Genomic DNA, 13,694 nt, shown 5'->3' on the forward strand with positions numbered 1-13,694 from the left:
AGCCGTTGCTCGATGGCGGTGCGAACCTGTTCTGTCTTGATCTGGATGTCGACGGCGCTCACGCCGGTCACGGTCGTGCGCACGATCGTCCGCAGCGGCTCCTTGACGTTCCACGCGTACCACTGCTCCCCGCCCCACTGCTCCACGATCTCGCGCGAGCTGCCGGGCCGCAGGCTGATGCGCGTGTTGACCTCGAAGTCGACGCTGAGGTTGTCGCGCGTGAGGAGCTGAAACTCCTCCGTGTAACTCTTGGTCCGCATGTCGATGTTCTCGACGTACAGGCGCCACGACACGCCGGTCGACGCCGGACCGCGCAGCGTCTCGCGGAACTCCGCTTTCCCGAACATGAGCGGCACGTGGTAGACGTACCCTTCGTGCCCCTCGGGTGTGCTCGGGTGAGTACACCCCGCCGCGGCGGCGACCAGTGCGATCCCGGCCCACATCGCGCGCATCATTGGCCACCTCCGCCGAGCTGCATGATCAACGGAGCGTTGCTCCTCGGGTTGTAGGGCATGACGACGAACGTCGTGTTCGCGGAGTTCGCCATCTGCTCGATCGCCTTGAGCGCCTTGTACTGCAAGAACATCGGATCGAGCGTCGTCCGAATGATGCGCTGTGCGTCGGCCACGCCCTGCGCCTCCGCGATACCGATGTCGATTTGCCGCTGAGCGATGCGCAGCTCGATGTCCTTGCGCTCGTTGTCCTCGTTGGTGACGAACTTGCCGACGACGGCGCGGACGACCTGCTCGGGGTAGTCGATGTTGCCGATGTCGACGCTGATGAACTCGATCGGCGTGCCCCCGTAGCGTTTCTTCATCGCGGCGAGAACCGCGGCACCGATGTCGGCCATGCGATCCTTGACCTCGAACGCATCGAGCTGCTGCACTTCGGCGCGCACCGCGGACCGGAACTGATCCTGCACGTTCGCCCGGTACCAGTTTTCACCGCCGTACTGCTCGACCAGTTCCTTGACGGAGCCTCTGCGCAGCTGAATCCGCGCGTGCGCGCGGAACTTCAGCTCGAGGCGATCCTTGGTCGGAATCGTCATCTCCTCCGAGTAGGTTCGCGGCCGCATGTCGATGTTGACGACCTGCTGCCGCCACACCCACCCGGTCGACGTCGGGCCGTCCTGCGTGCCGACGAACTCCGCCGCGCCGAAGATCGGATTCGACTTGATGTAGCCCTCGTGCCCCGGCGGCGTGTACACGTTCACGCAGCCGACGCGCGACAGGGCCGCCACGACGACAACGGCCACGATCGCCGCGCCGGCGGCCGCCGGCACCGCCCGCGCGCCGATTCCGCCCGAAGAATTGCCTGGTTTCGTCGATCCCACGGTTGCCTCGCCTTCGTTTATCCTGCGGTGTAGCACGGGAGTCGCCCGCGCGGCGGGCGTAGCGGCCAGATTCGGCAGCCCAGGCCGATCGGCGGCCGTCCGCGGGTTGCCGGCGAACGCCCGCAGAGGCGACGGCGTCCAGCCGCGCAGCGAGCGCCTGTCATCGGCCCGCGCGTGCGCGCCGCGCGCGGGCGCGCGACACTGTACGCATCATGCTGCGCACGCTCGCTGTCGCCGCCATCGCGGTCGCCGCCGCCGGGACCGCCGCCGCGTCGCGCGCGCCCGCGTGGTCGCACCCGGGCCCGGCGCTCGAGGTGGCCGCCGGCCCGCCCGTCCGCGTCGTTCGCGCGCCCGCGTACCACCGCCCGCCGGCCGCCGCTCGGCGCGCGTGGCGCGCGTTCGTCGCCGACGTCGGGCCGACGTGGACCGCGATGTGGGATGTCGCCACCGGCACGCCGATCCGCGCGTGGGGGCGCGGCCTGCCCGCACCCGGCGCGACGGCGAGCGCGACCGCCGCCGAACGCTACGCCCGCGCGTTCGTCGAGCGCCACATCGATCTGCTGGCACCGGGGTCCACGCCCGGCGACCTGCACGTCGTGAGCAACGTGGTGCACGCGGGCATTCGATCCGTTGGCTTTCGCCAAACGGTTCGCGGGATACCGGTGCTCGGCGGCCAGGTCAGCGTGCGGTTCCGCGCCGACCGCCTGTTCATGATCGCGTCCGAGGCCTTCCCGCACGTCTCGGCGCCGCCAGCGCGGCCGGTGCGCGACCGGACGCGCGCCGCCGCGAAGGCGCGCGCCTGGCTCGAGGCCGACGGCTTCGCGGCGCCGCGCCTGGCGGCGTTCGACGGCCCGTACGTGCTGCCGCTCGTCGATCCGACGGGCGTGCGCGCCTATCGCACGGTGTATCGCGCCGAGTTCGCCACCCGCCGTCCCGCGACGCGATGGGACGTGTTCGTCGACGCATGGCGGTTCACGCCGGTGGCGCGCCGCCAGACGCTGATGTTCGCGAGCGGCCACATCGCGTTCGACGCGCCGGTGCGCCGCCCGACCGGCGACCGCGCGGACTACGTGGCGCCGCACGTCGACGTGACCGTGGACGGAGAAGCCGCGACGACCGACGCCGACGGCGTCCTGTCGTGGCCCGGCGATGCGCCGGCATCGGTGACCGTGACCGCGCGCGGCGCGCTCGTCGCCGTCGACGACGCGGCCGGCGACCCGGCGACGGCTGACGTCACCCTCGCCCCGGGCGGGACCGCGCGCTGGTCGGCGCCCGACGACGAGCGCGTCGACGCGCAGCTGGCGACCTACATCCACGCGAACCGGGTCAAGGCGTACTGCAAGGGCATCACGCCGGACATGGCGTGGCTCGACGAGCCGATCCGCGCGACGGTCAACGTCGACGACAACTGCAACGCATTCTCGGACGGGACCAACATCAACTTCTTCACGCGCGGCGGCGGCTGCGAGAACACGGGGCGGCTGGCGGACGTCGTGTACCACGAGTTCGGCCACTCGTATCACGCACACTCGATCATCGACGGCGTCGGCCAGTTCGACGGCGCCCTCAGCGAGGGGGGCAGCGACTACCTGGCCGCGACGATCACGGGAGATCCGGGAATGGGTCGCGGGTTCTTCTTCACGAACCAGCCGCTGCGAGACATCGACCCGACCGACGATCCGGTGTTCCCCGACGACCTGCAGGGTGAGGTCCACGCCGACGGCATCCTCATCGCCGCCACGTTGTGGGATCTGCGCGAGCTGCTGATCGCCAAGTACGGGCAAGCGGACGGAGTCGCGCGCGCCGACCGGCTGTTTCAGGCCGGCATCGCGCGAGCCAGCGACATGCCGACGATGTACCCCGAAGTCCTCGCCGCCAACGACGACGACGGCGACCTGACGAACGGAACGCCCGACGAGTGCGAGATCAACGAGGCGTTCGGCCGCCACGGCCTGCGCGCGATCGACGTCGAGGTGAGCCCTCTCGGCGTCGAGATCCCGCAGGTCGACGGGTTTCACGTCGCGCTCGCGGTCCGCGGGCTGTCTCCCCGTTGCGACGGCGAGGGCATCGCCGCGGCCACGCTCGAATGGAACCTGCGATCGGATCCGGCGCGCGCCGGCCAGGTCGACATGGCGGCGACCGGCGACGGCGCGTTCGAGGGCGCGATCCCGCCCCAGCCGGAGGGCGAGGTCGTGCAGTACCGCATCGTCGTCCGCACCGACGACGGCTCGGAATGGTCGCTGCCGCAAAACCGCGCCGACCCGCGCTACGAGCTGTTCGTCGGGGCGGTCACGGAGCTGTACTGCACCGATTTCGAGTCCGATCCCGCGGTCGACGGATGGACCCACGGGTTGCGCAGCGGCGCCGACGGAGAGGGAGCGGACGACTGGCAGTGGGACGTGCCCGCCGGCCGCGCGGCGAGCGGCGACCCGGACCGGGCGTTCTCCGGCGAGCGCGCGTTCGGCAACGACCTCGGCCACGACAACTTCAACGGGTCGTACCAGCCGGACAAGGTCAACTTCGCGCGCATGCCCGTCGTCGACGCGTCCGGCTACTCGGTGGTGCGCCTGCAGTACCGCCGGTGGCTCAACGTCGAGGACGGCAGCTACGACCGCGCCACGATTTACGCCAACGGCGAACCTGTGTGGCAAAACCTCGCCACCGAAGACGGCACCACGCACCATCAAGATCGCGAGTGGCGATTTCACGACGTCGACCTCACGCGCACACTGGCGCCCGACGGCACGGTGCAGGTCGAGTTCGAGCTGGCGTCCGACGGTGGACTGGAGTTCGGCGGCTGGACGGTCGACGACGTGTGCATCGTTGCGTACGCCCCGTCGGTGTGCGGCGACGGTGTGGCGACCGGCATCGAACAGTGCGACGACGGGCCCGACAACGCGGACGCGCCCGACGCATGCCGGACGAACTGCACGTTGCCGATGTGCGGCGACGGCATCATCGACGCCGGCGAGGAGTGCGACGACGGCAACGCGGACCCGGGCGACGACTGCCTCGACGACTGCACCCGGCCCGACGCCGCACCCGGCAGCGCCGACTGCGGTTGCCGCGCCGGCGGGACGCCCCACCGGCCGTGGACGGCGCCCGCGCTGGTCGCGGCGCTCGCCGTCGTCGCGCTGCGCAGGCGCGCGCGACGGCGCCGCCCACGCGGCGGCGCGCCGGTTCCGGGCGGCCCCTCCGCGCCAAGTCCCCTGCTATGATGGATCGGTGCACGGCGCGCAGACGTGGCGGGACCAACGCGAGCGCCGGTTCCACCCGAGCCGTGACGACGCTCGCCGCGTGCTCGCTGCGCTGCGTCAACGGCTGCCGATCGTCCGCTACCACGACGGCGACACGTCGCTCGTGGTCACGACGTACCTCGATACGCGCGGCGGCCACTACTATCAGCTCGCCGAGCGCAGCGACGGCCGCCATTCACTCAAGATGCGCATCCGCGAGTACCTGTGGACCGACGGCGCCTCGGGTCGCTACCACTACGCCGACACCTGCTTTCTCGAGCGCAAGCAGCGCGACGGCGAGGTGCGCCTGAAACAGCGCGTGCGAGTCGCCAAGTCCGAGGTCACCAAGATCGTCCTGGGCGACGTGCCGCTGCGCGAGCGCGGCCCGGAAGCCGACGCCATCCGCGCGGAACTCGAGTCGCTCCGGCTCCGCCCGGTCATGGTGACGGCGTACGAACGGCTCGTGTTCGGCGACGACGCCGCGCTGCGGATCACCTACGACGAACGCATCGCGTTTCACCCGCCCCCGCGCGGTCTGTACAACATGGCGCCGGCGCTCACGCCGGAGGTTCTCGGCGCACCGCTTGCGTCGGGGCCGTCGCGCGTGCTGGAGATCAAGCAGCCGAGCGCAGCGACGATGCCGGCATGGCTCGCGGAACTCGTCGCCGCGTTGCCGGCGGACCCGGGGTATTCGAAGTTCCGCGACGGCATGCGCGCCTTGCGCGAGTCCGACGGCGCGCCGGTCGAGCTCACTCGCCGGCTCACTCCGCTGTAGTAGTCGCTGCGGCCGCGCGCTCGCGGTCACCGGCGTTCGGCGGTCGCTGCGGCCGCGCGCTCGCGGTCACCGGCGTTCGGCGGCCGCGACGCCCTCGCGCCAGCCGATTTCGCCGGCGAGCGTGCGCGCGAGCTTCGCACTCGCGTGGTCGCCCGCGGCCCGCGCGTGACCCAGCAGCAACTCGGCCGCGCGCCGCCGGTCTCCCGCACGTCGCGCCGCGTCGATCGCGCGCATGCGGTATTCGTGCGCGCGCGCCATATCGCCGCGCGCCGTCGCGATGTCCGCGATGGTCACCGCCAGGGCGATCGCGCCGGCGGTCGCGCCGACCCGCTCGGTATACGCAAACGCCGCCGATGCGGTGACGTCCGCCGCCGCCGCATCGCCGACGGCGAGTTCGGCCCGCGCGAGGCGTTCGCCGAGCCGCCACAGCTCGGGTACCTCGCGTGCGCACGCAAACCCCTCAGCGTAGGTGACGACCTGGACCGCCTCGCGCAGCGCGTCCACGGCGGCGGGGGCGTCCCCTTCCGCGAGCAGCTCGTCGGCGAGTTGCCGGTACGCCTCGGCGAGCAGGGCACCGCGCTCGCCCGCGCGAAACGCCAGATCCACGGCCGTCCGCAAGTGGCGCAGCGCCGCCGCCCGGTCGCCCGCGGCGAGTGCGAGGCGGCCGCGCTGGCGCGCGATCGCGGCGCGCTGGCGCGCGTTGGGTTCCCCGAGCGCCGCCTGCGTGAGCACGTCGGTCGCCAGATCGCGCTTGCCCAGCCTGCGCAGCACGTCGGCCAACTCGATCGTCGCATCCGCGAGCGCCTCGCGAGCGGCTCCGCGCCCTGCCGCGATCTCCTCGTGCGACAGCTCCATTGCGCGCGCAAACCAGCGCGACGCCCCCGTGTCGTCGAACAGGCGCAGCGCCTCGCGGCCGGCTCGCATACAGGAATCGAACGCCCGATCCGGATCGCGCGCGCCGGCCGCGTGGTGGGCCAGCACCGCGATCGGTGTATCGGCGCGTTCCGCGAGCGCGCCCAGCGCATTGCGATGCAGCGCGCGCGCCACGTCGGCCGGCGTCGTCGACCGCACGACGTCGCGCAACAGCTCCGACGACAGCGCGACGTCGTCGCCGTCGCCGGGCACGACGAAGCCATCGTCGATCAGTTCGGCCAGCGCGGCCTCGGCGACCGCATCGAATTCGCCGTGCGAGATCTCCACGAGCGCCCTCGGCGCCACCGTGCCGTGAATCGCGACAGCCTGCAGTACGCGCCGCGCCGCGGGCAGCAGGCTGCTGATGCGTTGGCCGATCAGATCGACGAGCCGGTCCGGCGCGCGCTGCGCGCTGTGGCCCGCGTCGATCCAGCGCACGAAGTGCTCGATCGCCTCCGGCAGGCCGCCGGTAATCGACGCGATGTCGTCGGCGTCCGGCAAATCGAGGCCCGGCGCGCGCATCTGCGCCAACGCGCGGGCGTCCGCGGGCAACAGCGGGCCGATGTCCATGACGGCCGCGTCCTTGGGCACGCGGTCGAGCTCGGACGCCGTCACAACCACGCGCGTGCCCGCGCCGTCGAGCCGCGACACGAGCGAGTCGACCAGATACGCGCTCGGGATGTCGTAGCGATCGACGTCGTGAAACGCCAGTACCGACCCGGGATGACGCCGGTGGGCGAACACGAGCACGCGGAGCGCCGCCGCCTCGACTTCGCGCAGGCGTGCGTCGTCGGCCAGCGCGTCGAGCGGCCCGTCGACGCCGAACAGCGCGCACAACCCGGGCACGTCTCGCTCCGGCAGGCCGTACGCGTCGACCGCCGACGCCAGTGCATCGCGCGTGACCCGACCGGTGAGACCGAGCAGCGCGCGCACCATCGTTTGCACCGGATACCACGGCATGGCGAGGCCAGTCGGGTCTGCCCCCGCGAACCACACGGGCCGCGTGTTGGCCGGCGCGCGCGCGGCCTCGAGGACGAGCCGCGCCTTGCCGACGCCGCGCGGCCCCACGAGCGCGAGCGCCGCGCCGTCCTCGTCGCCGCGGACGAACCCCGCGACCCGCACGTACTCGGGATTGCGGCCCACGAGCCCGTCCGGCGCACTGCGCAGGTGCAGTGTCAGGCGCGTGGCGCGCACGGCCGGCGCGCGCGCCGACGGGGCAGGCGGCGGAGGCGGCGATGGCGGGGCGACGGTCGCGCGCCGCCGCCGCCCCGCATCGATCGGTTTGCCGCACCCCGGGCAGAACCGCGCACCGGCGCCGACGAGTTCCCCGCACGCGGCGCAGCTGCGGGTGCGCTCGGCCGTCTGCACGGCGCCCAGCAGCGCGTCGCGCATGGCGCGCGCCCCCGCCGGCCGATCCGCCGGATCCTTGGCGAGCGCGCGCGCGATCAGGTCGCTCAGCGCCGCCGGCACCGCCGGATTGAGCTCGTGCGCCGGGGCCGGCGGTCGTGACAAGTGCGCCTGCAACAGCGTCTTGACATCCGGCGCGTCGGCAAACGGCGTGTGACCGACGACCATCTCGTAGAGCAGGACACCGACCGCGTACAGATCCGTGGCCGCCGTGATCGGCTCGCCGCGGATCTGCTCGGGCGCCATGTACTCGGGCGTACCCGCGACGCCGTCGACTCGGTCATCGGTCTCCGCGAGCCGTGCGATGCCGAAATCGATCAACTTCGCGTAGTCGTCACCGTCTCGCAGCGGTTCGAGGATGATGTTGTCTGCCTTCAGGTCGCGATGGATCACACCGCACGCGTGCGCCTCAGCGAGCGCCGACAGCACCTGCGCGCCGATCGTCGCCGCCCGCGCCGGCGCCAGCGCGCCGTCGTCGATGACCGACGACAGCGGTCGCCCGCGCAAAAACTCCATCACCAAGTACGGCAGACCGTCTTCTTTGGTGACGCCGAAGTCGTAGACCGATACCGCGTGCGGGTGGTTGATGCGGCTCGCCGCCAGCGCTTCGGTGCGAAACAGATCGAGTTGCGCCCCCGCCCGCCCCGGCAACAGCAACTTCACCGCGACAGACCGCCCGAGGCCGACCCGTTCCGCCCGGAACACGCACCCCATCGCGCCCGCGCCGATGACCTCGACGAGACGGTACTTGTCCGCCAGCACGGTGCCGGTCAGCGCGGTGAAGTCGACGTCTCGCAGGGGCTCCACGGGTGCTCGCCGGTCCATCATACGCGAACTGCGCGACCGGCGGTCGCAGCGCGCCGCCCGTCGGCACGTCGCGCGCGCCGATTCACGCGCGGTGCTCGATCTCCGGCTTCGACCGGAAGAACGCGTTGCGCGCCGGATGGTTGTAGCGCTCGTAGTCGATTTCCCACGGGACCGCGGTCGTCCGCCCGTCCGTTCCGACCGTCATGGTGAGCGCCATCGGCCTCACCTCGCGATAGCTCGAATCGGCGGGCAGGTCTTCGTTGCGCGCGCCGCCCGCGGAAAACAGGTTCAGCAGCACGAACGTGCCGTCGTCGTAGACGCGCCGGAACCCCTCGACGACTTTTTCGTGGCCGCGAACCATGGTGTTGCAGCCGATGGTCGACATGAACCGTTTGAACTGCAACCGCCCGAACGGAAAGCGTGCGTTTTGCGCCTGTAGCTCGAGCGGAACGAAATCGGCGTTGGCCGGGTCGCTCCACAGCATCTGAAAGCGCAGTTCCGCGTCGTTGAGCGACGACAGATCGCGGTACTTCGCGGCGAACGTGTCGTCGCGCGGGATGCCGGCGTGTACGAACAACTTGCGGCCAAACAGCAGCATATTCGGCATCGCGTCGAACAGCTTCATGTACGCCTCGAAGATCTCCTGCGGCATGTATGCGGCGAGCGAGTTGATCGCCTCGGCCGGTTTCACGCCGCCGTAGATCCGACCGCGGTACTCGAGGTAGTACTCGTGATTGCCGCGCAGCATGTAGACGTGGCCCGGCGCGGTCGTAAACAGCTGCATGACCGTGCGCAGCACGCCGTTGTACGAAAACCGCCCGCGGTCGATGTAATCGCCGAGCAAAATGAGCTGTGGATTCGGATTGCGCGTCGGGTCGATGCGATACGCCTCGAGCTTGGCGAAGAAATCCGACTGCAGCAGGGCAGCCTTCAGGCAGCTGTAGCAGCCGTGCAGATCGCCGAGCACGGTCAACTCGTAGGCGCGCCCCGGTTCCTGCGGATGGACGTACACATGCCCGTCCAGAAACGGCGGATGGCCGGCAAACTCGTCGACCTTGTGATGCCCGGCGAGCTTGCCGGCGCCCGCGGCCCGCTGCTCGTCGAGCACGGCCATCGTGCGATGGATGAGCTGTACGTCGGTCTCCGCCTGCTGGCGAATCCGCACCGGATCGGCCGAGTAGTGGACCTCGAACTGCGAGAAGAACGGGTGGTTTTCCTGCCGTGGAGGGCGCGGCCGCGGCTCGTCGATGTGGATGTCGGAGTCCACCGGCTCGAGGTCGGCGTCGTCCAGCGGAATCTCCTGAACGAGCAGGGCGCGGACCTCGTCGCGAAACTTGGCCTCCGCCGGGTGGATCTTGCCGTCGGCGGCGATCAACTCGTCCACCGTGTCTAGCAGCGCGCGCTGGTTGTCCTCGTCGAACGCCTTGAAGATCTCGTAACAGCGCAGCTTCAGTTTCGCGTAGACGAATGCGTCGACGTCCTCCCCCTTGGCGACGACCTCGTCGAACAGGGAACGGACGCCGTAGTCGATCTCCTGAAACACCTCGTGAAAATGCGTCGTGAACCGGTCGACGATCTCGGTGCGGGTGGCCTCATCGGCGTCCGGTATCGCCTGCCGGGCGCGGTGCTCGACCAGCTTGCGGATATAGTCCCGGATGAAACTCTTTTCGGTGCGGTCGAAGTCGCCGTCGATGTACCCGAACGCCGTCAGGTAGAAGATGAGCGCGCGCATTTGCTGCTCGGCGACGTCCGGATTCTTACTGAACGCCAGCATCGGCTCCCCTTTGAATTTGCGTTAGGTTATCCTCCTGGCCATGCGAAACGCAACCAGTGTGCTGGCGGCTGTAGTCGCAGTGTGCGTTCCCTGCGCGGAGGCGTTCGCCGATGGAACCGAAGTCCGCGCAGGCGCGTTCATCGGCGGCGACGTGTTTGGCGACAACAACGAACTCGGCAACTCCGCGTTCGACGATCAGGTGGTCGATTCGTCGCCGCTTTTCGGCTTGCGGTTCGGCGTGCATTTCCTCCGGCGTTTCGGCATCGAGATCGAGGGGAAGGTGTCGCCGACCTCGACCCACGGCGAAAACGGCCGGCCCGACATCTCGGCGACGGTACTCGGCTTTCGCATTCACGGGATGATCGCGCACGACCTCACGCCCAAGTACAGCGTGTTCGGTGTCGTCGGCGTCGGCGGCCAGACCGCGATCTTCGACAACGCGCCGCGACAACTGGCGATCGACAGCCCGGACACCGACGGCGCGACCTACTGGGGCGTCGGCGCGACCGCGGCGATCACCGACACGTTCGGCGCCCGGCTCGACGTCCGGCAACTCTTGATCGCCGGACGCGACCCGAGCCTGACGCTGGAGCACGAAGTCCATCTCGGGCTGTACGTGCGCTTCGGCCTCGGCGCGCCGAAGACGGTCGTCGTCGAACGCATCGTCGAACGACCGGTGGAGGCGCCCGCTTCGCCGGTGGAAACGGACAGCGACGGCGACGGCTTCCCCGACAAGGTGGACCGCTGCCCGAACCAGGCCGAGGTCGTCAACCAGATCGACGACGACGACGGCTGCCCGGAGATCGACTCCGACAACGACGGCCTGCTCGGCACGCGCGACCAGTGCCCAGATGCGGCCGAGGATCTCGACGGCTTCGAGGACGACGACGGCTGCCCCGATTCCGACAACGACGGCGACGGCCGGCCGGACCGCATCGACGGGTGCCCGCTCGAGCCGGAGACGCTCAACGGCTACCAGGACGACGACGGGTGCCCGGACGAGGTTCCGGAGCAGGTCAAGCAATTTACCGGCGTCATCAAGGGCATTCGGTTCAAGCGCGGGAGCGCGCGCATCCTGTGGCGGTCACGGCGAACGCTCGACCTGGCGGTCGCCCTGTTCAAGAAGTATCCGAGTCTGCGCATCGAGATTTCCGGCCACACCGACAACACGGGCTCGGAGGACACGAACAAGGCGCTGTCGCGCAAACGCGCCGACGCGGTCAAGTGGTACCTCGTCGACCACGGGATCGACCCGAACCGCATCTTGACCGTCGGCTACGGCTCGGCGCGCCCGATCGCGGACAACTCGACCCGCAAGGGGCGCGCGCAGAACCGCCGGATCGAGTTCCGCCTGCTGCCCGGCCCGAGCAAGATCGAACTCGACGCATCGGGCAAGCCGGTGGCGCCCGCGCCGGCGGGCGGCGGCAAGCCGGTGGCGCCCGCGCCGGCTGGCGGCGGCGATGCGGCCGCGCCCGCGCCGGTCGGCGGCGATGCGGGCGCACGCGACGACGCCGGCGAACGCAGGGGCAAGGCGCGCGGCAAGGGCAAGGCCCAGCCCGCGGCCCGCGACAAGGGCAAGGCCCACGGCAGGGGCAAGGCGCGCGGCAACGGCAAGGCCCAGCCCGCGGCCCGCGACAAGGGCAAGGCCCACGGCAAGGGCAAGGCCCGCGGCAACGGCAACGCCCAGCCCGCGGACCGCGACAAGGGCAAGGCCCGCGGCAACGGCAACGCCCAGCCCGGCGAGGGCAAGGCCCAGCCCGCGGCCCGCGACAAGGGCAAGGCCCACGGCAAGGGCGGCAAGGACACGGCCCCGTCCACCGCCGAGGACAAGGCCAAGACGCCCCCGTCCGGGCCGTAATCGGCAGCGGCGCGCGCGTTGCGGCGAGGCGGCCCGCGCGCGCCGCGCGTCAACGCCCGGCCGGCGCGCGCTCCCGGTCGGCGGCGCCGAACCGTTCGGGCATTTCGGCCAGCGCGTACGCCATCGTCGCGACGGCTGCGACGTTCATCTTCAGGTGCGTCGGGTCGACCTTGTCGAGCGTGTCGGCGTGCGTGTGGTGGATGTCGAAGTACGTGCGGCCGTCCACCCACAGGCCCAGTGCGGGCACGCCGGCGAGCGCGAGCGGGATCAGGTCCGCACCGCCGAATCCCTTGACCGCCCGCCCCGCGCCGATCGGATCGAGCAACGCGACGAGGTCGGCAGCCTGCGCGAGCGCCTGCGGCCCGCCCTGGACCTCGAAGCCCTTCGGCTTGAACCCGCCGGTGTCCGACTCGATGGCGGCGACGTGGTTGGCCATCTCGCTTGCGTGATCCGCGGCATATTGGCGCGCACCGCGCAGTCCGTTCTCTTCGTTGGTGAACAACACGACGCGAATCGTCCTCCGCGGCCGGAGCCCGAGCCTCCGCAACACGGTGAGCGCCTGCATGACGATCGCGCAGCCGGTGCCATCGTCGTGCGCTCCCTGTCCGACGTCCCAGCTGTCGATGTGCGCGCCGATGAGGACGATCTCTTCGGGGCGTTCGCGGCCCGGCAGCTCCGCGATCACATTGGCCGACTTCGCGTCCGGCAGGTAGCGCCCACTGGTGCGGACGCGCACCACGACCCGCTCCCCGGCCGCCGCCAGGCGCGCGATCAGGTCCGCATCTTCCGTCGACACGGCAACGGCCGGGATCTTGCGCACGCCGTCCTCGTAGCGGGTCGCACCCGTGTGCGGCGACCGCAGGCTTCGCGTCGTCACCGACCGCACCAGCGCCGCGACGGCACCGAGTTTTGCCGCTTCGACCGGCCCGCGCGTGCGGTAGGGCACCGCCTCGTCGTAGCCGGAGCCGTGGTCCGGGTCGGTGGCCGGCATCTTCTTGTTGAACAGGACGATCTTGCCGCGCACGCGGTCTGCGCCGAGTCGGGCGAGCTGCTCGAAGTCGTCGACGACGACGACCTCCGCCGTGACCCCGCGCCGCGGCGTCGCCACTGTCCCGCCTAATCCGAGTACGGCCAACTCGCGGTCGATCGGCGCGACGATCGCGCCGAACTCGGCGCCGCGGACCCAGTGCGGCACCATGACCGGCTCGCGGTGCACGTTGTCGTGGCCGTCGGCGCGCAGCGCCGCCTCGGCCCACTCGATGGCGCGCTCGAGATTGCGCGAGCCCGACAGGCGCGGGCCGATCCGATCGGTGAGGTGGGCGAGCTTTTGCCACGCGCCGTCGTCGGCCATCGCCGCTTCCAGGATGCGCGCACTCGCCGCGGCAAGCGCCTCGCCCGCCTCGGAGCGGGCCGCGCCCGCCGAACCATCGGCCGCCGACCCGCCGCGTTCGCCGGCGACCGCGGCCGGTCCGCCGGAGGGCGCCCCGCCGCCGGCCGCGGCCGGAGCGACCGTGTCGCCGTCGCGGACCGCGGGGGCGGTCGTCCCCGGCTGGCCGCCTTCGCCCCGCGCGCGCAGGCGCTCGGGGCGAAGG

Annotated in this window: 8 protein-coding genes; 3 read left to right on the forward strand and 5 right to left on the reverse strand. The window is 71.1% G+C overall.

All coding sequences use genetic code 11. The annotated features are described in order from the left end of the window. Positions 1–455: hypothetical protein (locus D6689_00190; protein ID RMH45295.1), on the reverse strand; the 455-nt coding region annotated here is incomplete at its 3' end. Further along, positions 452–1,282, reverse strand: coding sequence for a hypothetical protein (locus D6689_00195; GenBank protein RMH45296.1), 831 nt, complete (start codon positions 1,280–1,282; stop codon positions 452–454). The genes D6689_00190 and D6689_00195, both read right to left, overlap by 4 nt. 2,180 nt (positions 1,283–3,462) lie before the next feature. On the opposite strand from D6689_00195, the gene D6689_00200 reads away from it, so the two are divergent. Together D6689_00200 and D6689_00205 are read left to right on the forward strand one after the other, a co-directional pair. After that, positions 3,463–4,551 carry a DUF4215 domain-containing protein gene (locus tag D6689_00200; GenBank protein ID RMH45301.1) on the forward strand — a complete coding sequence of 363 codons (1,089 nt, stop codon included), beginning with the start codon at positions 3,463–3,465 and terminating at the stop codon, positions 4,549–4,551. Positions 4,552–4,558: 7 nt separating this feature from the next. Next, the gene (locus D6689_00205; GenBank protein RMH45297.1) at positions 4,559–5,344 is read left to right on the forward strand and encodes a VTC domain-containing protein; all 786 of its coding nucleotides are present in this window, start codon (positions 4,559–4,561) and stop codon (positions 5,342–5,344) included. 66 nt (positions 5,345–5,410) lie between these two features. Here the strand turns inward: D6689_00205 and D6689_00210 are convergent, their stop codons facing one another. Further along, positions 5,411–8,491 carry a hypothetical protein gene (locus D6689_00210; protein ID RMH45298.1) on the reverse strand — a complete coding sequence of 1,027 codons (3,081 nt, stop codon included), beginning with the start codon at positions 8,489–8,491 and terminating at the stop codon, positions 5,411–5,413. 61 nt (positions 8,492–8,552) lie between these two features. After that, positions 8,553–10,244, reverse strand: coding sequence for a serine/threonine protein phosphatase (locus D6689_00215; GenBank protein RMH45299.1), 1,692 nt, complete (start codon positions 10,242–10,244; stop codon positions 8,553–8,555). A gap of 40 nt (positions 10,245–10,284) precedes the next feature. Between D6689_00215 and D6689_00220 the strand changes: the two genes are divergently transcribed. Next, positions 10,285–12,102, forward strand: coding sequence for a hypothetical protein (locus D6689_00220; GenBank protein RMH45300.1), 1,818 nt, complete (start codon positions 10,285–10,287; stop codon positions 12,100–12,102). A 49-nt stretch (positions 12,103–12,151) separates the two neighbouring features. Here the strand turns inward: D6689_00220 and D6689_00225 are convergent, their stop codons facing one another. Then, a complete protein-coding gene (locus D6689_00225; GenBank protein RMH45302.1) occupies positions 12,152–13,453 on the reverse strand; it encodes a peptidase M28 family protein in 1,302 nt (433 codons plus the stop codon). Positions 13,454–13,694: the final 241 nt, after the last annotated feature.

It is taken from the genome of Deltaproteobacteria bacterium (assembly GCA_003696105.1).
Classification (GTDB): Bacteria; Myxococcota_A; Polyangia; order Haliangiales; family J016; genus J016.